Origin of the sequence: Thioclava indica, from assembly GCF_000714545.1 — a bacterium.
GTDB lineage: Bacteria > Pseudomonadota > Alphaproteobacteria > Rhodobacterales > Rhodobacteraceae > Thioclava > Thioclava indica.
This window is the reverse complement of the sequence record NZ_AUNB01000029.1, coordinates 154,737-180,940: the sequence shown is the minus strand read 5'-3', so window position 1 is coordinate 180,940 and position 26,204 is coordinate 154,737. Positions and strand designations below refer to the sequence as shown.

At 60.5% G+C, this 26,204-nt stretch carries 27 protein-coding genes; 7 read left to right on the top strand and 20 right to left on the bottom strand.

The features are described from left to right. Positions 1 to 186: 186 nt before the first annotated feature. Positions 187 to 909: a PAS domain-containing protein gene (locus tag DT23_RS10615; RefSeq protein WP_038131063.1), complete on the top strand. Its 723-nt coding sequence runs from the start codon at positions 187 to 189 to the stop codon at positions 907 to 909. A 58-nt stretch (positions 910 to 967) separates the two neighbouring features. Here DT23_RS10615 and hflX read toward each other — a convergent pair whose 3' ends face one another. The 9 genes from hflX to dusB all read right to left on the bottom strand — a co-directional run bounded on the left by hflX (position 968) and on the right by dusB (position 12,907). Further along, positions 968 to 2,254: a GTPase HflX gene (gene hflX / locus DT23_RS10610; RefSeq protein ID WP_038131061.1), complete on the bottom strand. Its 1,287-nt coding sequence runs from the start codon at positions 2,252 to 2,254 to the stop codon at positions 968 to 970. A gap of 10 nt (positions 2,255 to 2,264) precedes the next feature. Next, positions 2,265 to 2,498, bottom strand: coding sequence for an RNA chaperone Hfq (hfq, locus tag DT23_RS10605; RefSeq protein WP_038131059.1), 234 nt, complete (start codon positions 2,496 to 2,498; stop codon positions 2,265 to 2,267). A 143-nt stretch (positions 2,499 to 2,641) separates the two neighbouring features. Further along, positions 2,642 to 4,165, bottom strand: coding sequence for a TrkH family potassium uptake protein (locus tag DT23_RS10600; RefSeq protein WP_156023919.1), 1,524 nt, complete (start codon positions 4,163 to 4,165; stop codon positions 2,642 to 2,644). Continuing rightward, a complete protein-coding gene (trkA, locus tag DT23_RS10595) occupies positions 4,165 to 5,541 on the bottom strand; it encodes a Trk system potassium transporter TrkA (RefSeq protein ID WP_038131057.1) in 1,377 nt (458 codons plus the stop codon). Before trkA ends, DT23_RS10600 begins: the two co-directional genes overlap by 1 nt. Before the next feature lie 234 nt (positions 5,542 to 5,775). Continuing rightward, the gene (gene ntrX, locus DT23_RS10590; RefSeq protein ID WP_038131055.1) at positions 5,776 to 7,176 is read right to left on the bottom strand and encodes a nitrogen assimilation response regulator NtrX; all 1,401 of its coding nucleotides are present in this window, start codon (positions 7,174 to 7,176) and stop codon (positions 5,776 to 5,778) included. Then, complete coding sequence (locus DT23_RS10585) at positions 7,173 to 9,452, bottom strand: sensor histidine kinase NtrY-like (RefSeq protein WP_038131053.1); 2,280 nt, start codon at positions 9,450 to 9,452, stop codon at positions 7,173 to 7,175. Before DT23_RS10585 ends, ntrX begins: the two co-directional genes overlap by 4 nt. Before the next feature lie 69 nt (positions 9,453 to 9,521). Next, entirely contained in the window at positions 9,522 to 10,898 is a 1,377-nt protein-coding gene (locus DT23_RS10580) for a sigma-54-dependent Fis family transcriptional regulator (RefSeq protein ID WP_038131052.1), read from the bottom strand. Between the two features lie 3 nt (positions 10,899 to 10,901). Beyond that, on the bottom strand, positions 10,902 to 11,969 hold the full coding sequence (locus tag DT23_RS10575; RefSeq protein WP_038131050.1) for a two-component system sensor histidine kinase NtrB: 1,068 nt from the start codon (positions 11,967 to 11,969) through the stop codon (positions 10,902 to 10,904). Further along, positions 11,966 to 12,907, bottom strand: coding sequence for a tRNA dihydrouridine synthase DusB (gene dusB, locus DT23_RS10570; protein WP_051697218.1), 942 nt, complete (start codon positions 12,905 to 12,907; stop codon positions 11,966 to 11,968). The genes DT23_RS10575 and dusB overlap by 4 nt, the downstream gene beginning before the upstream one ends. Positions 12,908 to 13,162: 255 nt before the next feature. Between dusB and DT23_RS10565 the strand changes: the two genes are divergently transcribed. From DT23_RS10565 to DT23_RS10555, 3 genes are read left to right on the top strand one after another with little or no spacing between them, the layout of a single operon-like run. Then, complete coding sequence (locus DT23_RS10565) at positions 13,163 to 14,290, top strand: bifunctional 2-C-methyl-D-erythritol 4-phosphate cytidylyltransferase/2-C-methyl-D-erythritol 2,4-cyclodiphosphate synthase (protein ID WP_038131049.1); 1,128 nt, start codon at positions 13,163 to 13,165, stop codon at positions 14,288 to 14,290. A 4-nt stretch (positions 14,291 to 14,294) separates the two neighbouring features. After that, a complete protein-coding gene (locus tag DT23_RS10560; RefSeq protein ID WP_038131048.1) occupies positions 14,295 to 14,789 on the top strand; it encodes a phosphatidylglycerophosphatase A family protein in 495 nt (164 codons plus the stop codon). Further along, a complete protein-coding gene (locus DT23_RS10555) occupies positions 14,786 to 15,265 on the top strand; it encodes a CinA family protein (RefSeq protein WP_038131046.1) in 480 nt (159 codons plus the stop codon). Before DT23_RS10560 ends, DT23_RS10555 begins: the two co-directional genes overlap by 4 nt. Here DT23_RS10555 and DT23_RS10550 read toward each other — a convergent pair. After that, positions 15,256 to 17,319: a calcium-binding protein gene (locus DT23_RS10550; RefSeq protein ID WP_038131044.1), complete on the bottom strand. Its 2,064-nt coding sequence runs from the start codon at positions 17,317 to 17,319 to the stop codon at positions 15,256 to 15,258. The genes DT23_RS10555 and DT23_RS10550 overlap by 10 nt on opposite strands. A 175-nt stretch (positions 17,320 to 17,494) precedes the next feature. Beyond that, positions 17,495 to 17,953 carry a type II toxin-antitoxin system RatA family toxin gene (locus DT23_RS10545; RefSeq protein ID WP_038131043.1) on the bottom strand — a complete coding sequence of 153 codons (459 nt, stop codon included), beginning with the start codon at positions 17,951 to 17,953 and terminating at the stop codon, positions 17,495 to 17,497. Between the two features lie 96 nt (positions 17,954 to 18,049). Between DT23_RS10545 and hpt the strand changes: the two genes are divergently transcribed. Further along, entirely contained in the window at positions 18,050 to 18,598 is a 549-nt protein-coding gene (hpt, locus tag DT23_RS10540) for a hypoxanthine phosphoribosyltransferase (protein ID WP_038131041.1), read from the top strand. Then, positions 18,595 to 18,777, top strand: coding sequence for a hypothetical protein (locus DT23_RS10535; protein WP_038131039.1), 183 nt, complete (start codon positions 18,595 to 18,597; stop codon positions 18,775 to 18,777). Before hpt ends, DT23_RS10535 begins: the two co-directional genes overlap by 4 nt. A gap of 13 nt (positions 18,778 to 18,790) precedes the next feature. Here the strand turns inward: DT23_RS10535 and DT23_RS10530 are convergent, their stop codons facing one another. From DT23_RS10530 to yajC, 9 genes are all read right to left on the bottom strand, one after another. Next, positions 18,791 to 19,333 carry a DsbE family thiol:disulfide interchange protein gene (locus tag DT23_RS10530; protein WP_156023918.1) on the bottom strand — a complete coding sequence of 181 codons (543 nt, stop codon included), beginning with the start codon at positions 19,331 to 19,333 and terminating at the stop codon, positions 18,791 to 18,793. Then, positions 19,326 to 19,544, bottom strand: coding sequence for a heme exporter protein CcmD (gene ccmD / locus DT23_RS10525; RefSeq protein ID WP_038131037.1), 219 nt, complete (start codon positions 19,542 to 19,544; stop codon positions 19,326 to 19,328). The genes DT23_RS10530 and ccmD overlap by 8 nt, the downstream gene beginning before the upstream one ends. Then, positions 19,541 to 20,269: a heme ABC transporter permease gene (locus DT23_RS10520; RefSeq protein WP_038131035.1), complete on the bottom strand. Its 729-nt coding sequence runs from the start codon at positions 20,267 to 20,269 to the stop codon at positions 19,541 to 19,543. The genes ccmD and DT23_RS10520 overlap by 4 nt, the downstream gene beginning before the upstream one ends. A gap of 61 nt (positions 20,270 to 20,330) precedes the next feature. Then, the gene (gene ccmB / locus DT23_RS10515; protein ID WP_038131032.1) at positions 20,331 to 20,987 is read right to left on the bottom strand and encodes a heme exporter protein CcmB; all 657 of its coding nucleotides are present in this window, start codon (positions 20,985 to 20,987) and stop codon (positions 20,331 to 20,333) included. A gap of 145 nt (positions 20,988 to 21,132) precedes the next feature. Next, positions 21,133 to 21,765 (bottom strand): heme ABC exporter ATP-binding protein CcmA, encoded by a 633-nt coding sequence (ccmA, locus tag DT23_RS10510; RefSeq protein WP_038131030.1) that lies wholly within the window; start codon positions 21,763 to 21,765, stop codon positions 21,133 to 21,135. Positions 21,766 to 21,769: 4 nt separating this feature from the next. Then, positions 21,770 to 22,138, bottom strand: a complete 369-nt coding sequence (locus tag DT23_RS10505) for an Mth938-like domain-containing protein (protein WP_038131029.1) — start codon at positions 22,136 to 22,138, stop codon at positions 21,770 to 21,772. Beyond that, a complete protein-coding gene (gene secF, locus DT23_RS10500) occupies positions 22,122 to 23,102 on the bottom strand; it encodes a protein translocase subunit SecF (RefSeq protein WP_038131027.1) in 981 nt (326 codons plus the stop codon). Before secF ends, DT23_RS10505 begins: the two co-directional genes overlap by 17 nt. 13 nt (positions 23,103 to 23,115) lie before the next feature. Then, a complete protein-coding gene (gene secD / locus DT23_RS10495; protein WP_038131025.1) occupies positions 23,116 to 24,780 on the bottom strand; it encodes a protein translocase subunit SecD in 1,665 nt (554 codons plus the stop codon). A gap of 21 nt (positions 24,781 to 24,801) precedes the next feature. After that, entirely contained in the window at positions 24,802 to 25,140 is a 339-nt protein-coding gene (gene yajC, locus DT23_RS10490; protein ID WP_038131023.1) for a preprotein translocase subunit YajC, read from the bottom strand. Positions 25,141 to 25,348: 208 nt separating this feature from the next. On the opposite strand from yajC, the gene mazG reads away from it, so the two are divergent. Then, positions 25,349 to 26,191, top strand: a complete 843-nt coding sequence (gene mazG / locus DT23_RS10485) for a nucleoside triphosphate pyrophosphohydrolase (protein ID WP_038131022.1) — start codon at positions 25,349 to 25,351, stop codon at positions 26,189 to 26,191. Positions 26,192 to 26,204 lie beyond the last annotated feature (13 nt).

Sequence of the window (26,204 nt, the reverse complement as noted above, 5' to 3'; positions counted from 1 at the left end):
CATTTAAAGGTTTTGTTCTCCATTTAGTGAAAAAAAAGCGTATTAAGAGTTCAGTAACAATTCAGCCCCGCTGGTCAAGCCAAACGATTGGAACAGGTCACCGAGTGGGGCGTTTAAGGCAAACGCGAAATGGCAAGTCATGGCATAATGACACCGCCGATACGCGCTCGCAATGGCAGGTATGAGATGGCACACGACAGCGATAGCAGAGTGATCACAATGGGGTCTGGTGCAGGACGGCGTATCAGCAACGAGCTGCGCGCCTATTGGGAGGGCTTGCGCAAAGGACGCGCGGTTCCCCCGCGTTCCGAGGTAAATCCGCGCGGCATCGAACGCGCGCTGGAGTTTTCGTTTATTCTGGAGCGCGTCGCAGCGGGCATGGGGCGCTTTCGCCTCGCCGGGATGCATCTTAACGATTTGATGGGCATGGAGGTGCGGGGCATGCCGCTGAGCGCGCTCTTCGCCCCGGATGGTCGCAAGAAAATCGCGGAAATCACCGAAGCCGTCTTTACCGATCCCGCGATCGCCGAGGTCGAGCTTTGCGCCGAAACCGGTATCGGCAAGCCCGAGATGATGGCGCGTCTGTTGATCTTGCCGCTCACGTCGGATTTTGGCGATGTCAGCCGGGCCTTGGGCTGTTTGGTGGCCGAAGGCGAGATTGGCCGCACGCCGCGCCGTTTTGAGGTTGCGGGGCTGCGCATGAGCTCGATTGAGACGCAGGCGAAGCCTCTGGCAACGGCTCCTGCCCCGCTAGATCCTGATTTGCTTGAATTTTCGGAAAGCCAAACGCGCTACGGGCACGCATCAAGCGTTACCCCAAGCGCGCCGAAATCTCCCGGAGAGCACCTGACCGAGATGACGCCAGACGAGCGGCGCGCGATGTTTCGCGTCGTGCGCACGCCAGATTAAGGGTGATTTATCGTGGGCTCGCAGGCAGCGGGGCGTTTCATAACGCCCCGCTTACCTGTTAAAGCGCGCGAAACCGGTTGCGCTGCGCCGCGCTCCATTCGACATCACAGCGCCAGCCGGTTTTTGTCTGCCGCTCGGCGCGCACCACGTTTTGCTCATGCAGCCACGCGTGTTTGCGCCCCTGATCAAAGCCCAGATCCAGTGTTTCAAACAGCTTTTCTTCCGCGAGACGCGCGTCAATCGCGCCCAGCAAATCCGCAAGCCCCGTGCCCGTCAGCGCCGAAACTGCCTGAATGTCGGGGTCGCGGCTGGCTTGCATCTGCAAAGCGGCGCGTTGATCAGGGTCCAGCGCATCGATTTTGTTCCAAACCTCCAGCGACGCCACGTCCTCATCCACGCCCAAAGTGGCAAGGATATCATTGACATCAGCGGCCTGTTCCTCGGTTTCGGGATGGGCGATGTCGCGCACATGCAAGATCAGGTCGGCCTCTAGCACCTCTTCAAGCGTGGCGCGAAAGGCCGCGACCAATTCATGGGGCAGATCAGAGATAAACCCGACCGTGTCGGACATAATCACCTTGCGCCCCGAGGGTAGCGTCAGCCCGCGCATCGTGGGATCAAGCGTGGCAAACAGCATATCCTTGGCCAGCACATCCGCCCCGGTCACGGTGTTGAACAACGTCGATTTTCCCGCATTGGTATAGCCCACCAGTGCGACAATCGGGAACGGGATCTTGCGGCGTGCGGCGCGGTGCAGCTCGCGGGTTTTCACCACGCGGGCAAGTTGCCGGCGCAAACGCACCATCTGATCGTCAATCGCGCGCCGGTCGGCCTCGATCTGGGTTTCGCCGGGACCACCGACAAACCCAAGCCCGCCGCGCTGGCGCTCAAGGTGGGTCCAGGCCCGCACCAGCCGCGTGCGCTGATAGCTGAGCGCGGCCAGTTCAACCTGCAACACCCCCTCGCGAGTGCGCGCACGATCGGCGAAAATCTCTAGGATCAGGCCGGTGCGATCAAGCAGTTTAACGCCCCATTCCTTTTCCAGATTGCGCTGCTGCACTGGTGTGACCGGACCATCGACCAACACCAATTCAATCTCATCAGCCTCAAGCTGGGCTTTCAGCTCGGCCATTTTACCGGTGCCAAACAGATGGCCGGGATGGGGCTTGGGCAAGCGCACGATCTGCCCGCCGATCACCTCAAGACCGGGCAAAGCACGCGCCAGCGACTCAGCCTCGGCCAAGGCGAATTTGGGCAAGTGTCGAGGCCCCTCTCGCGACGGGATATCGGGATGGAGCACGAAAGCGCGCGTGGGCGCGCGTTCAGAGGAATGAAGATCGCTCAATTAGGCGTACTCATTCTTCGCCTTCATACAGCGAGATCGGCTGACCCGGCATGATGGTGGAAATTGCGTGTTTATAGACGAGCTGCGATTGACCATCGCGGCGCAAAAGCACGCAGAAATTGTCAAACCAGGTGATCACACCTTGCAGCTTTACCCCGTTGATCAGAAAGATCGTCACAGGCACTTTGGTCTTGCGGACGTGATTAAGAAACGCGTCCTGAAGGTTCTGTTTATCGCCAGCCATTGTTCTTGCCCTTATTATTGTCGCGCATGCAGCAGCCCCGTTGACCTGCCGGTTCACTAAAATATGCAGCGCAGCGCCGAAGATTCCAGCCCAAAAATCATATTGTTAAGGAAATCGGCGGATTTCGCGCAATTTCTTAGTAATCAGCCGCGCCAAAACTCGGGATTGAACAACGCGATAATCGCCAGCGTCTCCAAACGACCCAGCACCATCGCCAGCGCAAACACCGCCTTGACCGGCTCGCTCAGCGTGGCCCAGCTTAGCGGAATATCGGCGGCAATACTGGCAAGCGGGCCGGTATTTGACAGCGACGCAATGGTCAGGATCGTTGCAGGTTCAAAGGATAGTCCGAACAGCGAGACCAGCATCATCACCACAGCAATCGAGATCGCAAACAGCATGAAGAAGATCCAGCTGATATAGGCGCCATCGCGGCGCAGCTTGCGCGCCATCGCACCGCCGCCTGCCACCGACGTCGGGTAAATCAGCTTGTCGAGTTCGCGCTCGCCGTGGCGCAGCAGCGCATAGACGCGCAACAGCCGCACGCCCCCCGCCGTGGTTGCCACCCCGCCGCCGATAATCGCCAGCCCGCCCAGAATGAGCCCAGGCGTGCCCAGCCCCGACCAACTGCGCGCATCATGCCAGGATGTTGATTGAAATCCCGTCGTCGTCAGAAACGACAGCGAGGTGAACAGGCTGCCCCAGATCGAGCGAAAGATCGCGCCGAAATCGGCGGGCATCTTGACCTCAAGCGCAGCCAGCCAGTGGCGCAGGAACAAAAACAGCGGCACGATCACAACCAAGAACGCCGCCAGCCGCAATTCGGGATCGTTACTGAGCTTGTCCGAGGCGCGCAACTCGCCACCGCCGGGCCACAAACGACGCGACAACGCGGGGATGAAAAACAGGAAAATCAGTATCTCGCCGCCCAAGCCTGACGAGCTACCCGCCATCCCTGCAACCGGAGAAATCCCCGAGGTCGAGAGCGTGGACATTGCGTGGATAAACCCGACCAGCGGCGGATCGCCCGCCATCATTAGCCCCAGCCATAACGCGCCCGTCAGCCCGATATAGGCCGGAGCAATGCGCGTCGCGTAATGTGCGATGCGCTCACTCGTCTCGGCACCACCATTCGCGGCGGGGGCGTTCGCACTTGGCGCACCTGACGGCCCGCCCGAGAAGAACACCTCAAACCCGCCAAGTCGCATTGGCGCAAGCACGGCAATCGCCATCACGAGTATGTAAAACCCGCCCATCCACGCCACCAACCCGCGCCACAGATGCAGCGATCCGGGCAAACGTGCAGGCTCATACAGCGTGGCCCCGGTGGTGGTCAGTGAGGACACCATCTCCCACCAGCTATTGAAAAAACTGGTATCGGGCAGCGATTGATCAAATGGCAGGGCCAGCATCATCGGCAGGATCAAAAACACCGCAAGCATACTGAGCAGGCTGGCCCGCCCGGCCCGGCGCGGGCGCGCATTGGCCCCATTGGCCAGCGCCACCAAAACCGAGATGAACAAGAATAGCGTGCCCGAGTAAAAGAACGAACGCGCGATCGCATGGTGATGCGTGATCAGCGCATGGGTTGCGGGCAAAAACATCGCCAGCGACGACACCAGCATCAGCTGGATCGGCATCGGCAAAGCCTTGAGCGCGCGTATCATCAGAAGAAGTCGATGGAGACCTGCAACAGGCGCTCCACCTCCGGCACGTCCGCACTCAGCGCAAACAGGACGACGATATCGCCCTCATCCACGCGCGTGTTGCCCGAGGGTTTGATCAGCTTGTCGCCCTTGCGGATCATACCAATCAGCACGCCTTCTGGGAAAGCAATCTCGCGCACCATTTTGCCCGACATCGGCGACGTGCCCATCACTTGTGCCTCGATCACCTCGGCCTCGGCATCGCCAATCGAGTAGATCGCGCGCACACGCCCGTGACGAATATGGCGCAGGATTGACGACACGGTGGTCGCGCGCGGATTGATATAGGCGTCGATATCGAGATCGTTGAGCAAAGGCGCAAGTGTGGGATCGTTGATCAGACAAATCGCCATTTTGCAGCCCGCCTGCTTGGCACGCACTGACACGAGAATGTTGGTTTTGTCGTCATCCGTGACGGCCAGAACCGCATCGGCATTGCCGATATTGGCCTCTTCCAACAGCTCGGAACTCATCCCGTCGCCATTGAGCACAATCGTGCGATCCAGCGCATCAGCAGCCTGTTCGGCACGCTCACGGTTTGCCTCGATGATCTTGGCGCGCACCCGGTCGGTGCGTGCCTCAAGCGCGCGCGCGACACCCAGCCCGACATTGCCCCCGCCAATGATCACGATGCGCTCTTGCTTGCGCGTGGATTTGCCGAAAATATCCAGCGTGCGTGCCGTGTCGTCGATATGGGAGAAGACATAAATCTGATCGCCCGCAAATAGCTGATCGCCGGGTTCGGGCGCAAAAAGCCGCCCCTCGCGCCGGATGCCCACGACCAACGCGCGCAGCGTCGAGAACAAATCGGTCAACTGGCGCAGCGGCGTCTCTAGCACCGGACAATCAATATCCAGATCAATGCCCAAAAGCTGCAATTTAGCGTTCAGAAAGCTTTCCGTGTCAAAGGTCGAGGGCGCGGCGAGGCGCTGCAAGGCCGCCTCGGCGACCTCACGTTCAGGGCTGATCACGACATCAATGGGCAGGTGATCGCGCCGATAGAGATCGGAATATTGCGGCGCAAGATAGGCCTGTGCGCGAATCCGCGCGATCTTGCGCGTGATCCCAAAGACCGACATGGCAACCTGACAGGTCACCATATTAACCTCATCGGAATGGGTGGCTGCGATCATCAAATCGCAATCGCGCGCCCCTGCACGCTCCAACACATCGGGATGGGAGGCAAATCCGACAACGCCCTGAACATCCAGCGTGTCAGCTGCGCGGCGCACCAGATCGGCGTTGGAATCAACTACCGTGACATCATTGCGCTCGCCCGCAAGATGGCGCGCGATCTGCCAGCCAACTTGACCCGCCCCGCAGATAATAACTTTCATGCATCGTCTCCGCGCCGCTCACTTGGCCCTATCTAGGCTGCGATTGGCGATAGGGTCAAACAGTAAGCGCGCGAAATTCAGACCCTGCGCGATTGGCAAGCGCGGATGCCTCCGGCGGGGATATTTCAATCAAGAGGAAGATCATACCGGCTAAGCTTCCTCTTGATCTAAATATCCCGGGGTGAATTTGCGCAGCAAAGAGGGGCAGCGCCCCTGCCCCAAAGACTGCTCAGGTCATTCGTCCTCATCTTCGACATGCGCCACGCGCGCACCGGCCTTGTTCGAGGTCACAACCCCCAGCGTTTTGAGTTTGCGATGCAACGCAGAGCGCTCCATGCCGACGAAATTCGCGGTGCGCGAGATATTCCCGCCAAACCGGTTGATCTGGGTCAGCAGGTATTCGCGCTCAAACAGCTCGCGCGCCTCGCGCAATGGCAAAGTGGGCAGCGCCCCGCCCAAAACGATGCGCCCCTCCTCAGTGGGAACGGATTGGCCGGGCAGCTCGCGCGCGTCAATCGGGCCGGTTCCCTCGCCCAGGATCAGCACGCGCTCGATCACGTTGCGCAGCTGGCGGATATTGCCGGGCCAGTCCATCGTTTGCATCAAGGCCGCGGCCTCGCTGGATAGTTCGCGCAGCGGCAGGCCCTGGGTTTCGTTGAACCCACGCACGAAATAGCTGGCAAGCAGGGGCACATCTTCGCGACGTTCGCTAAGCGCGGGCACCTCGATGGGCACGACGTTGAGGCGATCATAAAGCTCCTGACGGAAGCTGCCCGCACGGATCATCGCGGTCAGATCATGTGTCGTCGAGCTGATCACGCGCAAGTCGACACGCACCTTATCGGCCCCGCCCACACGCATGAATTGCTGCTCGGTCAGCACGCGCAGGATCTTGGATTGCGTCCCGGGCGGCATCTCGGCCACCTCGTCGAAATAGATCACGCCGCCATTGGCCTGTTCAAGCAGACCTTTTTCCACGCCGCGTTCCAGCGTTTCGCGCCCGAACAGCACCTCTTCCATCCGGTCAGGTTCAATCGAGGCCGAATTGACGGTGACAAAGGGGCCCGCCGCGCGCGTCGAATTTTGGTGAATAAAGCGCGCCGCCATTTCCTTGCCCGACCCCGGCTCGCCCGACAGCATCACGCGCCCGTTGGATTTGGTCACCTTATCAAGCTGCTCGCGCAGACGCCGGAAGGCAGCCGCCTCGCCGATCATCTCGCCCGAGCCGATATCGCGCCGCTTGAGCGTCGAGTTTTCACGCCGCAACCGCGCGGTTTCCATCGCGCGCCCGATCACCACCATCAACTGGTCGATATTAAAGGGTTTTTCGATGAAATCATACGCGCCTTGCTTGATCGCGGCGACGGCGATCTCGATATTGCCATGGCCCGAAATGATGATCACCGGCACGTCCGGGTTGTCGCGTTTGACGGTCTTGAGAATGTCGATCCCGTCCATCTTGCTGTCCTTCAGCCAGATATCGAGGATCATCAGCGCCGGTTCGCGGGCGTTGATCTCATCCATGCAGTCGTTGGAATTGGCCGCCATGCGCGTCTGAAACCCCTCATCGCGCAGGATGTCGGCGATCAATTCGCGGATGTCTTTTTCATCGTCGACGATCAGGATGTCGCTCATGTCACGTCTCCGGGGGCCTCGCCCCTCTCTTTGATGGCCCGCTGCGCCGCGCGTGCGCGTGGCAGTCGGATTTCGGCAAGCGCACCGCAATGCGCCCCACTACTAAAGGCAGGCGCGTCGCTGAGTGTCAGCGTCCCGCCATGCTCCTCGATGATTTTCTTGACGATCGGAAGGCCCAGCCCCGTGCCTTTCGCACGCGTCGTAACGTAAGGCTCAAACAGGCGCGTGCGGTCAGGTGGCAGGCCCAACCCGTTATCCGCGATCTGGATGGTGACCAGTTCGGGCGTGGCTGTCATCGCAACGCGCACCTCAGGTTCAAACCCCTCTGGTGCGCCTTTTTCAACATATGATTCAATAGCTTCACCTGCGTTCTTAATTAAGTTCGTGACCGCTTGTGAGATCATCGTCGCATCCAATTCGACAATCACCGGCGTGTCGGGGATGTCGGACGTCAACTTCGCACCATGCAGGGAATCTTGCTGCAAAGTGGCCGCATCGCGCAAGAGCTGCGCGAGATCGTGATCGGCGCGGTCGGGTTCGGGCATTCTGGCAAAGCGCGAAAACTCATCAACAATGCGGCGCAAGTCATTGGTTTGGCGCACAATAACGCCCGTCAGGCTTTCGAGAACTTCGGTATCCTCGCCGCTCGTGAGCTTGCTGAATTTGCGCTTGATGCGCTCTGCTGACAGCTGGATCGGGGTCAGCGGGTTCTTGATCTCATGCGCGATCCGGCGCGCCACATCACCCCATGCCGCCATACGCTGCGCTGACACCAACTCTGTCACGTCCTCAAAGGCGACAACATAACCCTCGGGGGTGCCCTCATCATTGCGCCGCACCGCCATGCGAACCAGCAAGCTTTCCAGCCGCGCATCGCGTGACACGCGTATTTCTTCCTGCACGACTTCTTGAAATCCGTCGCGCAAGCGTTTGTAAAGGTTTACGAATTCAGGAACAACGATGGAAATATCTTTAGAGTGCACCTGAGCCGCGTCAAGCGCGAGCAGTTGCATCGCGGCGCGGTTTACGAAATCGACGCGCCCCTCGGCATCCAGCCCGATCACGCCTGAGGTGACCGAGGACAGCACGGAATCAAACATCCGCCGACTTTCCTCGGTCTCGCGGTGGCTTTCGATCAAAGCCGCGCGCTGCCCCTTAAGCTGGCTCGTCATGCGGTTAAAACTATGGCCCAAAGTGGCGATTTCATCATCACCTTCGGCCTCGATCACGCGGGCATCCAGATCGCCCGCGCCGATGCGTTCCGCCGCCGCTGCAAGCCGCCCAATCGGGCGCGACAAACGCTCGGCAAACCACAGCCCCATCCAGATCGCGGCCAAAATCAGGATCAGCGCAAAGCCGAAATAGACCAAGCCAAATTCAAAAATCACCCGCCCCCTCGCGCTTTCAAGTTGTTGATAAAGCGAGACAGTTTCACGGGTTTGATCCAGCAGCGACAGGATCGAGCCATCTACCTTGCGCGAAATATACAGGTAGCGATCCACAAAGGCATTCAGCCGGATCAAACCGCGCAATTCCGAGTTCGACCAATCCTCGATCAGCACGGTCTCGCCCTTTTGCGCCTCGACGATATCCTTGGCGGCAGGCTTTTCGTAATCAAACAGATAGGAGCGATCCCCGCGCGCCACGATCTTGCCCGTGCCGTCGATCACATAGGCCTCTTTGACGCCGCGCTGCACGCTGGCTTGCCCGGTGATCAGCAACTCACGCAACTCGCCATCCGACATAAATGTCGAGGCCTGACGGCGCAGGTTCAAAAATGCCGCAAGCGCGCGCACATCCTGCACGAGGTCTTCTTTGTGCTCGCTTTGATACGCCTCGGCAGCTTGCAACGATGTGCTGACAACCGAACGCACGCGATCCGAGAACCAGCCCTCAAGCCCGATATTCACGGTCAGCCCGGCAAACAGCGCGACCAAAACAGTGGGCACCAGCGCGATGCCCGCAAACACACCGGTCAGGCGCAGAGTCAGGCGCGACCCGGCCGAGCGCGCGCGCTTGGCGGCGATGATTTGCGCCAACCGCATCATGATCAGCCCGGCGAGCAGCAGGAAGTAGACGAAATCAGCCAGCAGGATCAGCCGCAGCGCGGTACTATCGGCACCCTGTCCCAACGGCCCCAGCACGACAAAAGTCGCGATCGCCAGCACCGGGCCCAGCACCACCAACCCCAAAGTCAGGATGTTGCGCACTCGCCGCTGACGTCGAAAACGCGCCAACCGATCCCAGCCTGAACGATATGCCGTGCTGCCTTGCACCGATGCCCCCTTAACACAGAGCGTGACAAATCCGCCTCGACGGAAAAGCCACAGCTCTCTGTTGCGGGTTTACATCAGTTTGCGCCGCCGTGTCACCTGAATATCCAGATCAGTGATCTTTTTTCGCAAGGTATTGCGGTTGATGCCAAGGAGGTCGGCACATCTGGCCTGATTTCCGCCCGTCGCATCCAGCGCGATTTCCAGCAAAGGGGCCTCCATCTCCTTGAGAATGCGATCATAAAGCCCCGGTGGCGGCAGATTTCCGCCGTGCAGATCGAAATAGCGGCGCAGATGACGCCCGATGGAGGCCGACAGTTTCTCGCCCTCACCGCCCCGTCGCAGCGGCTCAATCGCGGGCTGGTTGCCCAGAACGAACTCCACTTCAGCGCGCGTGATCTCCTCTTCGGGCGATGTCACGATGAGACGGCGAATCGTGTTCTCAAGCTGGCGCACGTTGCCGGGCCAGGAATAGGCGCGCACCAGTTGCAGCGCGTCATTGGTAAAGCGGCGCGTCCCAAGCCCGTCGCGTTCGGCGCGGGTCAGGAAGTGATCGGCCAGAAGCGGAATATCCTCGACCCGCTCGCGCAGGCTTGGCACGCTCAGGGTCACGCCGCCGAGGCGGTAAAACAGATCTTGGCGAAAGCGCCCTGCCTCCATCAACACCGACAGATCGGCTTGCGTTGTCGCCATGATGCGCGGCGCGGGGTCGGGCAAAGCATCCAGCATCCGCACGATGCGCGCCTGCGTATCCTCATCGTAATCACCCACCTCATCAAAGACAAGCGAGCCGCCTTTGGCGCGTGCAAGCAGGGTTGCGGGGCCATCTGCGCCTTGTAAATCGCCCGATTGCGCGACGATAAAAGGCAGGCTGCGGCGATCCGAAAAATCGTGAATAGCGCGCGCAATCAAGGACTTACCTGTGCCACTTTCGCCCACAATCAACACCGAGAGATCGGCATTCATTACCCGTGCAACCAGCCGATACAGCTCTTGCATCGCCGCCGTGCGCCCCACAAGAGGCAGATCACCCTTGTCGCTGGGTATGCCCTCGGCCGTTTTGGCGACGACAGGCGTGATGCGGCGCTTTTGCTCCAGCGCCTTTTGCGCCCGCTTCATCAGATCGGGCAGATCGAAGGGCTTGGGCAGGTAGTCATAAGCGTCGGCCTCGGCGGCCTGAATCGCGGTCATGATGGTGTTTTGCGCCGAGATCACGATCACCGGCAGACCGGGGCGCTCCTGCGCGATCCGCGGCAACGCCTCCAAGCCATTGCCATCGGGCATCATCACATCGGAAATCACCAGATCGCCTTTGCCCTCTTCGACCCAGCGCATCAGCGTCACAAGCGAGGCCGTGGCATGCACTTTACACCCCGCCCTCGTCAGGGCTTGGGTCAAAACAGTGCGGATCGTGCGGTCGTCATCGGCGACAAGTACAGTGCCGTCCATGGCTTAACTCTCCTTCGGCGCAACGGGTAGGGAAATACGGAAACGGGTTTTGCCGGGCACAGAATCGAGACTGACCCAGCCGTCATGTTCAGAGATAATCTTGGACACCAGCGCCAATCCCAGCCCGGTGCCATTCTCGCGCCCGGATACAAAGGGCTCGAAGACTTCGTTAACGATAGCGGGCGGAATGCCGGGGCCGTCGTCAATGATCTCAACCTGCAACGGCAAGGGCTGCCCGGTGCCATCGGCGCGACGCAGGCGCAGGCTGTGTTCATAGAAAGTTCGGATCTTGATTTTGCCTTTGCCATCCGAGGCTTGCGCGGCGTTCTTCAGAAGATTGAGGAACACCTGTGTCAGCTGATCGGCATCGCCGTAGGTGGCGGGCAGCGAGGGGTCATATTCCTCTTCGATGACCATATGCGCGCCAAATCCGACGATGGCCGATTTGCGCGCGCGTTCCAGAACATCATGGATATTAACTTGTTTCTTTTCAGGTGGGCGCACATTTCCAAACTGCTCAACCTGTTCCAGCAGCTTTACGATCCGCCGCGTCTCATCGACAATTAAGTCCGTAAGTTCAAGATCTTCGCCGCTCAAATTCATGCTGATTAGCTGCGCCGCCCCGGCGATCCCCGCCAAGGGGTTCTTGATCTCATGGGCCAGCATCTCGGCCATCCCAATCGCCGAGCGCGCGGCCGATTTCACCATGCTCGCGCGCCCCAAGCGATCGGCCAATTCGCGCGGCTCGATCACCAGCAACACGCGATCTGGCTCCTCGCCCACCGGCGCGGCTTGCAGATTGCATTGCACCGGAGCTTTCTCGCCCGTTGTGACCTCCACATCATTGACGAAAAGCGAGGCGCGATTAGAGCGCACACGCGCGAAAATCTCTTCCAGCGGCGCGGAAATCGCCAGCCGCTCGCCAATCGCCTGCCCGCGCAGGGATTTGGCCGAAATGTTGAGGAATAACTCGGCGGCGGGGTTCACCTCGGAAACAAGATCGGCACCGTCAATCAGCAAAGCGGGCGTTGGCAGCGAATTCCAGATAACACCGGGAGCAGGCAAGCTCATGCTGCGATCCTTTCGCCAAAAGCGCGCGCGATCAGGCCCAGCGTGGCCTCGGGCGTGTCGCTGATCATCATCTGCGCGCGTAGCGGCGCGTTGGCAACATCGGCATACCAACCCAGATGTTTACGCGCGAGGCGCAGGCCAAGATCGCGCCCGTAAAAACTTAAGATCGACTCGTAATGCTCTGATATCAGGTCACAAAGAGCGCCGCCTTGGGGCACGATTGGCGCGGACGCGCCGTAAACCGCATGACCGATTTCCGCCAGCCGCCATGGCGCACCCTGCGCCCCGCGCCCGACCATCACACCCGCCGCGCCCGACTGATCCAATGCTGCGCGCGCCGACGCTGCATCCACAATATCACCATTCGCAATCACCGGGATCGACACGGCCGCGCGGGTCGCCGCGATGGCCTCCCAATCAGCGGCGCCTTTGTAAAACTGCATCCGCGTGCGCCCATGCACGACGATCATCTGGACGCCCGCCGCTTCGGCGCGGCGCGCGATCAGCGGCGCATTGCGGCTGTCATCATCCCAGCCCAGCCGCATCTTCAGCGTCACCGGCAGATCCACCGCCTTCACCGTGGCCTCGATCAGGCGCAACGCATGGTCAGGATCACGCATCAGCGCCGATCCAGACGCCCCGCCCGTCACCTTTTTGGCCGGACAGCCCATGTTGATGTCGATGAGGCGCGCGCCCATATCCGCGACCAGTTTCGCCGCCTGCGCCATCGGCGCGGCTTCCCGCCCGGCAAGCTGCACCGAGGTCGGCAGATCCAGCCCCAGCTCAACCCGCGCCTTAGCGCGCACTGAAGGCAGCTTGGTGATCATCTCGCCCGAGGCAACCATTTCCGACACCACGAGACCCGCGCCAAAGCGCGCCACGATCTGGCGAAACGGCAGGTCGGTGATTCCCGCCATCGGTGCCAGAAGCACAGGCATATTCAGGGTCGTTTCGCCGATTGGCACAGTGGTTTGCACGAGTCTTCCTGTTCCTCTTTGGTTATGGCTACGCGTTCGAACCCGAAATCACAATTTATGAACTGGCATTTTTGACGGAAATATTTGCATATGCCTAATATTTAGTCATATCCTTGGTGGCTTTCAGCTAAACCTGCGCGAATTTGCGCCCCGCGCGGCGATATTGCACCGCTTCGCACCATGGCCTAAGCCTGTGGCCAAGGAACGAGGGGGCGCATGGACACAGCCGTTATCATAGTCGCAGCTGGACGGGGCACGCGCGCGGGCGGGGATGCGCCCAAGCAATGGCAGTTGCTGGCCGGGCAACCGGTGCTGGCCCATACAGTCGCGCGCTTTGCGGGTGTAGGGCGGATCATTGTTGTTCTGCACCCCGAGGATATGGCGCGCGGTGTGGCGCTGTTTCGCGGCGCGGTCGTGCTATGCGCGGGAGGGCAGACGCGCGATGGCTCGGTGCGCAACGCATTGGAAATGCTTGAAGGTTCTGGCGTGACGCGCGTTTTGATCCATGACGGAGCGCGCCCGCTGGTCAGCCGCGCGGTAATCGAGGGCGTGCTCAGCGCGCTTGATACCCACCGCGCCGCGGCTCCCGCGCTTGCGGTGAGCGATGCGTTGTGGATCGGGTCAAACGGGCAAGTCACCGGCACGCAGGACCGCAGCAATCTGTGGCGCGCGCAAACCCCGCAGGGCTTTGACTTTGACACCATTCTCGCGGCGCATCGCACCCATCCCGGCGGAGCCGCTGATGATGTCGAAGTGGTGCGCGCGGCAGGTGTTGACGTAGCGATCACGCCGGGCAGCGAAGACAATCTAAAAATCACCTACCCCGCCGATTTCGCGCGGGCAGAACGGATATTGGGGACGAAAATGGATATTCGACTGGGTCACGGCTATGATGTGCACGCGTTCGAGGACGGCGATCACGTCATCCTGTGCGGCGTGCGCGTGCCCCACAGCGCCGCGCTCAAGGGCCATTCCGATGCCGATGTCGGGATGCATGCCTTGACCGACGCGATTTACGGCGCGCTGGCCGAGGGCGATATCGGGCGTCATTTCCCGCCATCTGACCCGCAATGGAAAGGCGCTGCGTCGGAAATTTTCCTTGATCACGCGGCAAAACTGGCCGAGGCGCGCGGCTTTCGGATCGGCAATGTTGATGTGACATTGATCTGCGAGCAGCCCAAGATCGGCCCGCATGCCAGTGCGATGGCGCAGGAACTGGCGCGCATCATCGGTCTGGAACCGGGGCGGATCTCGGTCAAGGCGACCACCTCGGAACGTCTGGGCTTCACCGGTCGCGAAGAAGGTATCGCGGCGATTGCCACAGCCACTTTGATTGCGGAGTAAACCCATGTTGCGACTGATCAATACCGCCCTTTACGTCGGCCTGCTGCGCCCGGCACCCGGCACTTGGGGCTCGCTCGTTGCCGTTCTGGTGGGCTGGGCGATTGAGCATTACCTTGGCTTCATCCCGCTGGTGATCGCCTTTGTTGCGGTCACGGCGCTTGGCTTCTGGTCCGTCGAGGCCGAGCTAAAGGACCGCCCCGGCGAAGACCCCTCCGAGATCGTAATCGACGAGGTCGCGGGCATGTGGCTGGCGCTTTTGTTCCCCGCAATGGGGTTCTGGATGCGCGACACATCAATGGTCTGGCCCGGCCCCGTCGCGGCGTTTTTGTGCTTTCGCCTGTTTGACATCTGGAAGCCGTGGCTGGTCGGGCGCGCCGATCGTCGCCACGACGCCAAGGGTGTGATGCTGGATGATCTGTGGGCGGGCGTATTTGCCGGCATCGTCACGATCATTCTGGCGGGTCTTTATCACGCCGTTTTCTTAGGCATGATGCAATGAGCCTTGCGCGCGATGTTCTCGAGGCCTGCAAATCGCGCGGGCTGATGGTCGCAACGGCTGAAAGCTGCACGGGCGGCATGGTCGCGGCCGCGCTGACCGATATCGCGGGATCGTCCGCCGTGGTTGAACGCGGCTTTGTTACCTATACAAACGCCGCCAAGCGCGAGATGCTCAAGGTGCGTGAGGCCACGCTGCAGGCCCATGGCGCGGTCTCGGAACCCGTAGCACGCGAGATGGCCGCAGGCGCGTTCGCTCACTCTCACGCGCAGATCGCGGTTTCCATCACCGGCATCGCAGGCCCCGGCGGGTCAGAGCACAAGCCCGAAGGCCGCGTGTGTTTTGCGCTCGCGATGGCAGGCGCGCCCGTCACCAGCGAAACCGTAGAGTTCGGCGCATTGGGGCGCGCGCAGGTGCGCCAAGCTGCGTGCGATCACGCGCTGGGGCTGTTGCTGCGCGCCGCGCAATCTCAGCCATAGGCTTGGGGCAACTCGCTATCCGTCAGCACCCGCGTCATGCCGGGCAGAAACGCGACCTGATCGCCATTGGCCGAAATCGTAAGCCCGTCGCTGCCAAGGTGCTGGGTCAGCGACACTGTGGATGGCGTTCCGCCACCGCCCGTTGTGTTCAACACATCAAGCTGGATCACTTCGCCATCCTGAAAATCGGAAATCGTGACATGGCTGTTGTCAAAGACCACGAAAACATCGCTATCCGCCCCTCCGCTAAGCGTCACATTACCCGCTGCAACCAAAGTGTCCTCACCCGCGCCGCCGCTTAGATCGCTGGCGTTGCTCGGGTCGAGCGCGACAAGCGTGTCATCGCCATCATTGCCCGTCAGCGTATCGCTACCAGCCCCGCCGTTGAGATAGTCATCCCCCGTGCCGCCAAGCAGCGTGTCATCCCCCGCACCGCCCAAAAGCGTGTCCGCGCCATCCTGACCATTCAGAACATCGGCACCATCGCCACCCTCAAGGTTGTCATTGCCTAAGCCGCCCATCAGCGTGTCATCGCCCGCATCGCCGCTGAGCGTGTCATCGCCCTGAAGCCCCATGAGGCGATGCGCAAGGGCCGATCCCGCAGGGGACTCCGCGCTCGAGAGTGAATCATCGCCCTCTGTCGCGCCGTGATCCATGATATCGCCAAGCGCAACCCCTTTGCCGCCAAGGCCTTTGAGCACCGCAATCGCCGTGCCATCCGAATTCAGCGTCAGGTCGGTCCCGTCATCATGCAGTGCGATCTGCGTGTTGGTCTCGTCATCATCAAGCGCGATCCGGTCCGCGCCGAGGGTGAAATCAGTGATTGTCGTCGCGCCACCGCCGGACGCGTCATGGTCCAGAGCGACCAGATCGTCGCCCTCTCCGGTCGTGACCATGTCCCCGCTTGTGGCAAAGATCAGATCATCGCCACTGCCACCATCCAGCGAATTATCCCCCCCCCCGCTGCTCAGCAGATCGTTTCCGCCAGCACCAAACAGCGCGCTGCCGTCATCGTTTGCATCCAGCGTGTCATCGCCAAAGCCGCCCCACAGATTCTGTCCTGAATAGTTGGTCTGGGCCGCGTAGCCCGACGCATCTGCCGCCGCGGGCGCGTTGGGATAGATATCGCCCAGATCGGTGCCCGCAAGCCCGGTGAAACGCACGATCGACTGCCCCTGCGAGGTTAGCACAAGGTCGTTGCCATCGTCATGCGCGGCAATGCCCGCATCTGCCACACCGTCAAGATGCAGCTGATCCAGACCGGGTTCGAAATCATCGACCGTCATGACCGTGCTGTCATGTTGTGCATCCTGCGCGCTTTGGGAAAACAGTGGCGTCACATTCAGCACATCGGCCGCGCCATCGCCTGCAACCGTGCTATCCGCGCCCTGCCCCAGATCGACATGCGCCTGCGAGATCGACGAGAGCGTGTCCGCTCCGGTGCCGCCATCAAGCGAGGCCTGCGCGCCCGGTTGATCGGTGAAATCCGCACCCGGCTCAAAGCGAATGTTATCATCGCCAGCGCCGCCCAAGCCCGTATTGCCATCGCCGCTGCCAAGGTTGAGCCAGTCATCGCCCTCGCCTCCGATCAGCGTGTTTTGGGTGCCATCGGCGCTCAGACTGTCATCGCCCGTCCCGCCATCGAGCAGATCCTGCCCATCTGCCCCCGCGCGCAAGACATCATCGCCCCCATCACCATAGGCGCTATCGGCCCCCAGACCGGGGTCAAGCGTGTCATCGCCATCGCCACCGTGCAGCAGATCGTCGCCCGGACCGCCATAAAGCAGATCATTGCCCGTGTTTCCCTCCAACGTGTCATTGCCGCCATAGCCTGACAACGTATCATCACCCGACCCGCCGCTCAGCGAATCCGCGTGAGACGTGCCGATCAGATCTTGGTTGTCATCCAGCAAATCGCCGCCACCGCTTTGGGTGTCGTTGTGATCGTCACTCTCATCAGAGTTAGTCTCGTCAGAGTCGCCGTGATGGCTTGAATGATCATCCAGCAAGAACGCTGCGGGCAAAAGCCCAAGCAGCAACAAATACCCCAGCATAATTATTCCCCGCCCTGAAGCCTGAGCGGAGTTAGTCAGTTTCGTGAGGCTATGGTCAAATCACGACGAGGAGCGCTCTTGAAACTGTGAAACGTTGGCATGTGCTTGGAAACAAATCCGATCCGAGGTTTCGAAGTCAGAAAAAATTCCGCGCCATTACAACGTGGTCACGCCATCACGCCGCAGGCCCGTATAGTGCGGCTGCGCGGGTCTCGAAGGCCTTGACGATGCGGTTCATCGCCTCGTTAAAGACTACGCCAATCACGCCTTGCAAGATCCGGTTCTTGAACTCGAAATCGACGAAAAACGCGACCTTGCAGCCGCCCTCGGGGATGTCCTCAAACTGCCAATAGCTTTTGAGATATTTAAACGGCCCGTCGAGATATTCGGTGTCGATCCGGTGAGTTTCAGGAAACAACGTCACGCGTGAGCCGAATTTCTCGCGAAACACTTTAAACGAAATCACCAGATCGGCCTCAAGAATTTCCGAGCCGTCGGGCTGGGGTTTCCGCGCGCGAATACGCGCGGCAGAATTCCACGGCAGGAACTGCGGATAGCTTTCGACATCAGCCACCAGATCATACATCTGCTGCGCCGAATATGGCATGATCCGGTTCTCACGATGCTGCGGCATATCACTTCCGTTTATTGGGCCGTTTTCTTAGGTCTCTTGATGCGATAAAGCAGGGGGCAAAGGCAAGCCCTGCCCCAGCCCGAAAGGCCCGATATCATGCCGCAGCGCCCTCACGTCATCGACCAGATGATTTCCGCCAAACAGATCGCAGCGCGCGTCGAGGAACTGGCCAGCGAGATCACGCAAAGCTATGCGGGCACGGATAAGCTGGTCGTGGTGGGGTTGCTGCGCGGCTCGTTCGTGTTCATCGCCGATCTGGTGCGCGAAATCGAACTGCCCATCGAGGTCGATTTCCTCGAGGCCTCGTCTTATGGCGATGGCACGGAAAGTTCGCGTGAGGTGCGGATCTTGAAAGACCTGCGCGCAGGCATCGAGGGGCGCGATGTCCTTGTGGTCGAGGATATCGTCGATACCGGTTTCACGCTGAAACATGTGATGGGCCTGCTACGCGCGCGCAAACCCCGACGGATCGAATGCTGCGCGCTTTTGGACAAACCCTCGCGGCGCGAGGTTGATGTGCGCGCCACCTGGACGGGCTTTGAAATCCCCGACGAATTTGTCGTCGGCTACGGCATTGATTTCGCGCAAAAGAACCGCAACCTGCCCTATATCGGCAAGGTGCGCTTCACCGAGGATGCGTCGTGAATTTGATGTGGCTGACGCGGATGGCGCGCTGGGTGCGCCGCCCGCCCTCAATGTTGCAGGTCAAGATTGTCGCCGTCGTCATCGCGCTGGCGATCGTGATCGTGGTGCTTGGAAAAACCGGATACTGGCCCGAATGGGCGCGCATGGACCCCAAGTCCCTGCGCCACATGCGCCCCTGACCGAGGGGCGCGTTTATTGCGCGGGGGCCGGCGTCTTGCCCTCAAGCAACGGGCGCAGATCCGAGGCGATCACCCGCTCGGTCACAGGCCCCGCAAAGCGAAACAGCACCTTGCCCTCGCCATCCACCACAAAGGTTTCCGGCACACCATACACGCCCCAATTCAGCGCCATCTGCCCCTTGGGATCGGCCCCGAGTTCGGAATAGGGATTGCCCATTTGCGACAGGAACGCTTGCGCCTTGGACGGCGTATCCTTGTAGTTCACGCCGTAAATCGGAATGCCCTCATTGGACAGCGCCTCAAGATTGGGATGCTCGATGCGGCAGGGCGCGCACCACGAGGCCCAGAAATTCACCAGCTTTACCTTGCCATCGCGCAATTCCACATCGGTGAACGGCTCGAACGAACCCAGCGGCTCAAGCTGCACGGGCGGTGCCGGTTTGCCTGCGAATACGGTGGGCAATTGGCTGGGATCTTCGCGCTGCATCCCCCAGATGAACATGCCAGCGAGGCCTGCAAAGATCAGCGGCGGGATGAACATCAGCGGCTTAACCATTGGATTTACGTCCTTTTCGTGCCTCGGCCTCGGCCAGCGCACGCTTAGCGCGCGCCCCTTGCCACAGGCTTACCAGAACCAGCACGACCAACAAGCCGATGGTCGCAGCCCAGGCAATGTTTACCGTATAGGCATAAGATTTTGTTGACGGGTCTACCAGAACAACACCGCCCTCGGTGATGGTGGTTCCGGTCGTGGTTGTCTCGGTCATGCCATACGCTCGCGTTGCTGCAATGCGCCCAAACGGCGGTTGCGGATTTCGGTGCGGGTGCGCACCAGTACGAGGGCGATGAAAAACAGGACAAACCCCGCCAGACACAGCAAAAGCGGGAACCAGTAGACATCCGCGATATGCTGTTCCTTATCCAGCGACAGCGTTGCGCCCTGATGCAGCCCCTGGTTCCAGAAATTCGCCGCATAGCGCGACAGCGCCGCAAAGACCGCGCCCACAAGGGCCAGAACACTGGTCAGATCGGCGGCTGTATCGGGGTTCTCGACCGCCGCCCAAAGCGCAATATAGCCCAAGTAGAACAGAAACAGGATCAGGAACGAGGTCAGACGCGGATCCCATTCCCACCACGTCCCCCACATCGGCTGACCCCAAACCGCGCCCGTGATCAGCGCGATCAACGTCATCACCGCGCCAATCGGGGCGGCTGCCTTAGCCGCCAGCGCAGAAACATGGTGGCGCCGGATCAGCCAGATCAGCGAGGTGACCAGCATCATCCCCCAGATATTGATCGCCATCATCGCGGCGGGCACATGGACATAAATGACCTTGACCGAGCCGCCGAAATTCTCAGCCGCAGGCACAAATAAGTAGCCCCAGACCAAGCCGCTCACCAAAGTAATTGCCGCCAGTCCCACGACCCACGGCAACAGAAAACCGGAGGTTTTCATGAATTTTACGGGGTTTGCATATTCCCAGAGTGACATTGTCTCGCTTCGTCCTGCTTGGCTTGATGGTCTGTCTCTAACATGTTTCGCGGGTGAGACCCTAGCGCAGATTGACGCGGATCGCAGCGGCTGACGCAAAGGGAATAAGCGCCACGGTCGCGGCGGTAATCCCCGCCAGCATCAGCAGCGGAATTTCGGTCGCCATCCCCTGCGCGCCCCGCCGGATCAGCTCGGCGCCAAAGATCAGCGTGGGCACGTAAAACGGCAAGACCAGCAGCGACAGCAACAGCCCGCCGCGCTTGAGCCCCACCGTCAACGCCGCGCCAAATGTGCCCAGAACCGACAGCGCAGGCGTGCCCAGCAGCAGCGAAATCACCAGCCAGCTTTGCGCGCTTGCGGGCAGATGCAGCAAGATGCCAAACACCGGCGCGGCAATCACCAAAGGCAACCCCGTGGTCAGCCAATGCGCAAAGGCCTTCATCGCCACGACACCTTCCAGCGGCATCGGCGCAGTCGCAAGCAAATCCAGCGAGCCATCCTCAAAATCAAGCGCGAAGATCCGATCAAGCGAGAGCAGACAGGCCAGCAACGCCCCAAGCCACAAGATCCCCGGCGCAATCCGCGCCAAAATATCCCCCTGCGGCCCAACGCCGAACGGCACCAGCGTCACCACGATCAGGAAAAACGCGAGGCCCAAGCCAAAGCCGCCACCCGCACGCACTGCAAGGCGCAGATCGCGTATCAACAGCGCAATCATTTAAGCCCCCTGACGATGTGGCAGGGTTGGGACGCTGCGCGGCGAGTATTTAGAGCTAGATGAAAAAGCGGTGCTCTGCCCATTTCATCTGGCCATAAATACTCCCGCCGGAGGCTCCGAAGAGTTTCACATGCGCGCCGCCCGATCATAAAAACGCCTCGTCAAACGCGCCCATCATGCCGCCCTCTTCGGGGGGCAGCGCTTTGAACGGGGCGAGATCCAGCACTTTGGCTTCCTCAAGCCCCAGATCGATATGGGTCGCCAAAAGCGCTGCGCCACCGGTCGCGAGATGACCACGCACCGCTTGCGCAAACAGTGCCACCGAGGCGGTATCGAGCGACACCGTCGGCTCATCCAGCACCCAGACCGGACGCCCGGTCACCAGCAAGCGCGCCAATCCAAGGCGGCGCTTTTGTCCGGCTGACAGGCTCATTGCGGCGCGGTTGGCCAACCCGCGCAGGTTCATTCGCTCCAGCGCAGGTTCGATGTCTTGAGTGGCATAGACCGAGGCCCAGAATTTTAGATTCTCGCTGACGGTCAGGGTCGATTTCAGCCCGTCCGAATGCGCCGCATAAGCCATGCTTTCGGCGGGCATCGACACTGTTCCTGCCAGCGCGGGTTGCAACCCGGCCAAAGTGCGCAGCAGCGTCGTCTTACCAATCCCGTTGGGACCGCGCAGCACCAGCGCTTGCCCGGCATCCAGCGCGAAGGACAGGTTTTCCAGCACTGGCAAGCCGCCGCGTGAGACCGCCAGATTGCTCACGCTGAGCATCGCCATCGCGCTAGACCTTTTCCGGCATCGCCAGAAGGGCGCAGCCGACGCGCCGCCCCTCGGACAGCAGGACGTTATAGCTGCGCGCCGCCGTTGGCGTGGCCATCGGCTCGCACATGATCCCCCTGGCCTCCAGCGCATCGACGAGGGGTTTGGGCAGATGGGCGAGTTGCGGACCCGTTCCGACGAACAGCAAATCAATCTGGCCCGAGAGCGCCTCAAGCGCAGCGAAATCGTCCAAGCCGCCCCAGTCGCCCTTTTGATCCGCCATCAGCCACAGATTGCCGTAATGCACCTCGCCTGCGACCCGGAAAAATCCCGGGCCATAGCCGTCGATGGGCAGCGAGGCCCCAAAATTGGCTTCAGTCAGTAGCGACATCGGTTTTGTCGAAGAACTTCTCGGAAGGGTCCTTCTTCTCCTTGTTGCGGTTCAGGCCGATGAACAAAACGATGTTCTTGGCGACGAAAACCGAGGAATAGGTGCCCACGATCACGCCCCAGGTCATGGCGAACACGAAGTTGCGGATCACATCGCCGCCCAGCACCAAGAGCGAGATCAGCGCCAGCAGCGTCGTCCCCGAGGTCATTACGGTGCGCGACAGCGTTTCGTTGACCGAGACGTTCATCACCTCGCGCAGCGGCATCTTTTTATACTTCACAAGGTTCTCGCGCAGCCGGTCGAACACCACCACCGTGTCGTTGATCGAATAGCCAAGGATCGTAAGCAAGGCCGCGATGATCGACAGATCGAACTTGAGCTGGAACAGCGAGAAAATCCCGACCGTGACCGTCACATCGTGAATCAGGGCCGCCACAGCCCCGATCGAAAATTGCCACTCAAATCGCAGCCAGACATAGACCAAAATCGCTGCCACAGCCGCAAGAACCGACCACACCGCCGTCCAGACCAGCTCGCCCGAGACTTTCGGGCCAATCGACTCGGTTGAGGTGATCTTGACGTCCTTGTTCACCGTTTGCAGCGCGGCGAGCACCTTGGTTTGGGTCTCGGGCGAGATCGCCTCTTGCCCGTCTTGGGCCTGAATGCGCACCGTCGCGACATGCTGGTCGGCGCGGAAATTGGGGTCATAGACCTCGGTAATCGTAACATCGCCCAGATCGAGCGGCGTGACCGCTTGGCGGAACTCGCCGACATTGATCGGGAGGTCGCTTTCGGTGCGGATCGTGGTGCCGCCCCGGAAATCGATCCCAAGGTTAAGCCCCATCGTAAGGACCAGCACCAGCGAGGCCAGCACCATGACCACGGAAAAGCCGAAGGTCAGCTTCTGGTGTTTGAAGAAATCGAAGGTGGTCTTTTCAGGGACCAGTTTCAGACGGAATGCCATGATTTCTGCTCCCTTACAGAATGATCTCTTTGGGCCGCTTGCGCGCGAACCAGAAGACGATGAAAAGACGCGTCACCCAGATGGCGGTGAATACCGAGGTCACGATACCGATCAGGAAGGTCACCGCAAAGCCACGCACCGGCCCTGCCCCCAGCACGAACAAGATCAGCGCCGTGAGGAAAGTGGTGACGTTGGCATCAATGATCGCTGACATCGCGCGCTCATAGCCCAGCTCAATCGCGCGGGCCGGTTTCTTGGCGATCTTCAGCTCTTCTCGGATGCGTTCGAACACCAGCACATTGGCATCCACCGCCGTGCCCATTGTCAGCACGATCCCCGCGATACCTGGCAGCGTCAGCGTGCCCCCGATCACCGACATGATCGCAAAGATCAGTGCGATGTTGATCCCTAAGGCAAACGAGGCAAACACCCCGAACATGCCGTAAGACGCGATCATAAAGACCACGACCAGCACTGCGCCCACGGCAGCGGCGAGCTTACCTGCCTTGATCGAATCTGCGCCCAGTTCCGGGCCGATCGTGCGTTCTTCCAGGAACGTCATCGAAGCCGGCAGCGCGCCTGCGCGCAGCAGAAGCGCCAGATCGGTTGCTTCTTTCACGGTGAAACGCCCGGTAATGATGCCCGAGCCGCCAGCGATATGGGATTGGATCACGGGGGCCGAGATCACTTTTTTATCCAGCACAATCGCGAAGGGCTTGCCGATATTGGCCTGTGTATAATCGCCAAAGGTGCGCGCCGCGCTTACGTTAAAGCGAAAGCCCACCGCCGGGTAGCCGTTTTGATCGGTATCAGGGCGTGCATCGGTCAGATCCTCGCCGGTGACGACCGGCGATGTATCCAGCACGTAATACAGCCCCTTTTGATCGGAGGAGGGCAAGATTTCCTCGCCCGCGCCCACCGCCTCATTGGAGTTCGACGTGGTCGAGATCACCGAGTTGAAGGTCAGCTTGGCGGTCGTGCCAATCAGTTCCTTCAGCTCTTGCGCCGATTTCAGACCGGGCACCTGAATCAAGATCCGGTCCGAGCCTTCGCGCACGATGCTAGGCTCGCGCGTGCCTGCCGCGTCGATCCGGCGGCGCACGATTTCCAGCGATTGCTGCACCGTGCGATCATCGGTCGAGGCTTTTTCGGCGTCTGATAGCTGGATCACAAGCTGGTCGCCCTCGGTGGTGATCGCGTAGGTTTTCTGCCCCACGCCTGTCAGCGAGGTCACCGGCGTGTTCAAGGTCTGCGCGACCTCCATCGCCTTTTGCATCTGATCGCCATTGCCAATGCGGATGCGCAAGACGCCCGGATCGGCCTGCACGCGCCGGATCGCGCCGAGCGTGGCACGATCTGCGGCCAGCGCCTTGCGGAACTCGGGCCACAGCGAATCCACGCGGCTTTTATAGACATCGGCCACGTTGACCTGCGCCAACAGCTGCGCCCCGCCGCGCAGATCAAGGCCCAGATTGACCAGATCCGAGGGCAGCCAATCGGGCCAAGCCGATTTCGCCTGCTGCTCCTCGGGCGTCAGAGTGCCGTTTTTTGTCTGGGCCGTGAGCGCATCATTATGCCCCTCAACCCGGTTGTAAAAAGCGTTCGGCGCGGCAAAAACGATCCCAGCCAAGATAACGGCAAGGATCAGCACGCGCTTCCACAGCGAGATCTGCAACATGGGCGATAGGCCTTTGGCTAATTATTTGGCGGGTGCGGCGGGTTCGGTCTTGGACAGAACCTGCACGACGGTGCTTTTGATCACGTTGACTTCAACGCCCTGCGCGATCTCGACCTTAAGCTCGCCATCTTCAAGCACTTTGGTCACTTTGCCGACGATGCCGCCTTGCGTGATGACCTTGTCACCGCGGCGCAGAGCCTCGACCATCGCTTTGTGATCTTTGACTTTTTTCTGCTGCGGACGGATCATCAGGAAATAGACGATCACGAAAATCAGGATCAGCGGCAGAAACTGACCAAGCGCTGCGACGGGGCTAGCGGATGCGCCAGCAGCTTGAGCGAATGCGGGTGTTGCGAACATGTTGTGGTCCTTTGTCTTTGGGCCTTGGGGGCTGATGCCCCGCCTGTCGGCGCGCACCCTATCCGCGCCTCTCTGGGTTGGCAAGCAATGGCACGCGCCTTTCGGGCCTGTTCACGCAGCCATGACGTGACGGCGCGCGCTGGCGGTGGACTTTGCGCGCCGCGCGTGGATGATGCGCCCCGATATCAGTTGAACCGGAGCGCCTGCCATGCCCGCCTATGACCCTGCCCTGATCTTTGACGCCACGGGGGGCTATCTGCGCCAATTTGAGCGGCTGGTGGCGATCATGGCCGCGCTACGTGACCCTGAATCCGGTTGCCCTTGGGATATCGAGCAGGATTTCACCACCATCGCGCCCTACACGATCGAAGAGGCCCACGAGGTCGCCGATGCGATCGCGCGGCAGGCTTGGGCGGAATTGCCCGGCGAATTGGGCGATCTTGCCTTGCAGGTCGTCTATCACGCGCAGATGGCCGATGAGGGCGGCAAGTTCGACATTTCTGACGTGCTGGGCGCGATCAACGCCAAGATGGTGGCGCGCCATCCCCATGTCTTTGGCGACGAGAGCCGCGATAAAACGCCCGAACAGCAAACCGCAGATTGGGAAGCGATCAAGGCCGCCGAGCGCGCGGCTTTGGGAAAGACCGAGCGTGTGGGCGTGCTGGATGGCGTAGCGCTGGGATTGCCTGCGCTGAGCCGCGCCATAAAGCTGCAAAACCGCGCCGCGCGGGTCGGGTTTGACTGGCCCTCAACCGATCAGGTGCTTGACAAGATTGTCGAGGAAGCGCGCGAATTGGAAGAGGCGCGCGACGAGCTGGGGCCGGATGAACTGGCCGAGGAATATGGCGATTTGCTGTTCGTGATGGTCAATCTGGGCCGTCATCTGGGGCTCGACCCCGAAGCCGCCTTGCGCGCCGCAAATAGCAAATTCACCCGTCGTTTCAATTATATAGAGAATGAACTTCAAGCCCGCGGCAAAGCCCCGAAAGACAGCGATCTGGCCGAGATGGACGCGCTTTGGGACCAATCCAAAGCGGCGGGCATCAAATAGCGCGACGGCCCCA

Excerpts from the sequence above, each read along its gene's own strand:
- DT23_RS10575 (WP_038131050.1), bottom strand. The coding sequence starts at position 11,969 with ATGAGCTTGCCTGCTCCCGGTGTTATCTGGAATTCGCTGCCAACGCCC.
- DT23_RS10550 (WP_038131044.1), bottom strand. The coding sequence starts at position 17,319 with ATGCTGGGGTATTTGTTGCTGCTTGGGCTTTTGCCCGCAGCGTTCTTG.
- trkA (WP_038131057.1), bottom strand. The coding sequence starts at position 5,541 with ATGAAAGTTATTATCTGCGGGGCGGGTCAAGTTGGCTGGCAGATCGCG.
- DT23_RS10600 (WP_156023919.1), bottom strand. The coding sequence starts at position 4,165 with ATGATACGCGCGCTCAAGGCTTTGCCGATGCCGATCCAGCTGATGCTG.
- ccmA (WP_038131030.1), bottom strand. The coding sequence starts at position 21,765 with ATGGCGATGCTCAGCGTGAGCAATCTGGCGGTCTCACGCGGCGGCTTG.
- secD (WP_038131025.1), bottom strand. The coding sequence starts at position 24,780 with ATGTTGCAGATCTCGCTGTGGAAGCGCGTGCTGATCCTTGCCGTTATC.
- ccmD (WP_038131037.1), bottom strand. The coding sequence starts at position 19,544 with ATGACCGAGACAACCACGACCGGAACCACCATCACCGAGGGCGGTGTT.
- secF (WP_038131027.1), bottom strand. The coding sequence starts at position 23,102 with ATGGCATTCCGTCTGAAACTGGTCCCTGAAAAGACCACCTTCGATTTC.
- DT23_RS10560 (WP_038131048.1), top strand. The coding sequence starts at position 14,295 with ATGTTGCGACTGATCAATACCGCCCTTTACGTCGGCCTGCTGCGCCCG.
- dusB (WP_051697218.1), bottom strand. The coding sequence starts at position 12,907 with ATGCCTGTGCTTCTGGCACCGATGGCGGGAATCACCGACCTGCCGTTT.
- ntrX (WP_038131055.1), bottom strand. The coding sequence starts at position 7,176 with ATGAGCGACATCCTGATCGTCGACGATGAAAAAGACATCCGCGAATTG.
- DT23_RS10615 (WP_038131063.1), top strand. The coding sequence starts at position 187 with ATGGCACACGACAGCGATAGCAGAGTGATCACAATGGGGTCTGGTGCA.
- DT23_RS10580 (WP_038131052.1), bottom strand. The coding sequence starts at position 10,898 with ATGGACGGCACTGTACTTGTCGCCGATGACGACCGCACGATCCGCACT.
- DT23_RS10565 (WP_038131049.1), top strand. The coding sequence starts at position 13,163 with ATGGACACAGCCGTTATCATAGTCGCAGCTGGACGGGGCACGCGCGCG.
- DT23_RS10505 (WP_038131029.1), bottom strand. The coding sequence starts at position 22,138 with ATGTCGCTACTGACTGAAGCCAATTTTGGGGCCTCGCTGCCCATCGAC.
- mazG (WP_038131022.1), top strand. The coding sequence starts at position 25,349 with ATGCCCGCCTATGACCCTGCCCTGATCTTTGACGCCACGGGGGGCTAT.
- hfq (WP_038131059.1), bottom strand. The coding sequence starts at position 2,498 with ATGGCTGGCGATAAACAGAACCTTCAGGACGCGTTTCTTAATCACGTC.
- DT23_RS10520 (WP_038131035.1), bottom strand. The coding sequence starts at position 20,269 with ATGTCACTCTGGGAATATGCAAACCCCGTAAAATTCATGAAAACCTCC.
- DT23_RS10545 (WP_038131043.1), bottom strand. The coding sequence starts at position 17,953 with ATGCCGCAGCATCGTGAGAACCGGATCATGCCATATTCGGCGCAGCAG.
- DT23_RS10555 (WP_038131046.1), top strand. The coding sequence starts at position 14,786 with ATGAGCCTTGCGCGCGATGTTCTCGAGGCCTGCAAATCGCGCGGGCTG.
- ccmB (WP_038131032.1), bottom strand. The coding sequence starts at position 20,987 with ATGATTGCGCTGTTGATACGCGATCTGCGCCTTGCAGTGCGTGCGGGT.
- yajC (WP_038131023.1), bottom strand. The coding sequence starts at position 25,140 with ATGTTCGCAACACCCGCATTCGCTCAAGCTGCTGGCGCATCCGCTAGC.
- DT23_RS10530 (WP_156023918.1), bottom strand. The coding sequence starts at position 19,333 with ATGGTTAAGCCGCTGATGTTCATCCCGCCGCTGATCTTTGCAGGCCTC.
- hpt (WP_038131041.1), top strand. The coding sequence starts at position 18,050 with ATGCCGCAGCGCCCTCACGTCATCGACCAGATGATTTCCGCCAAACAG.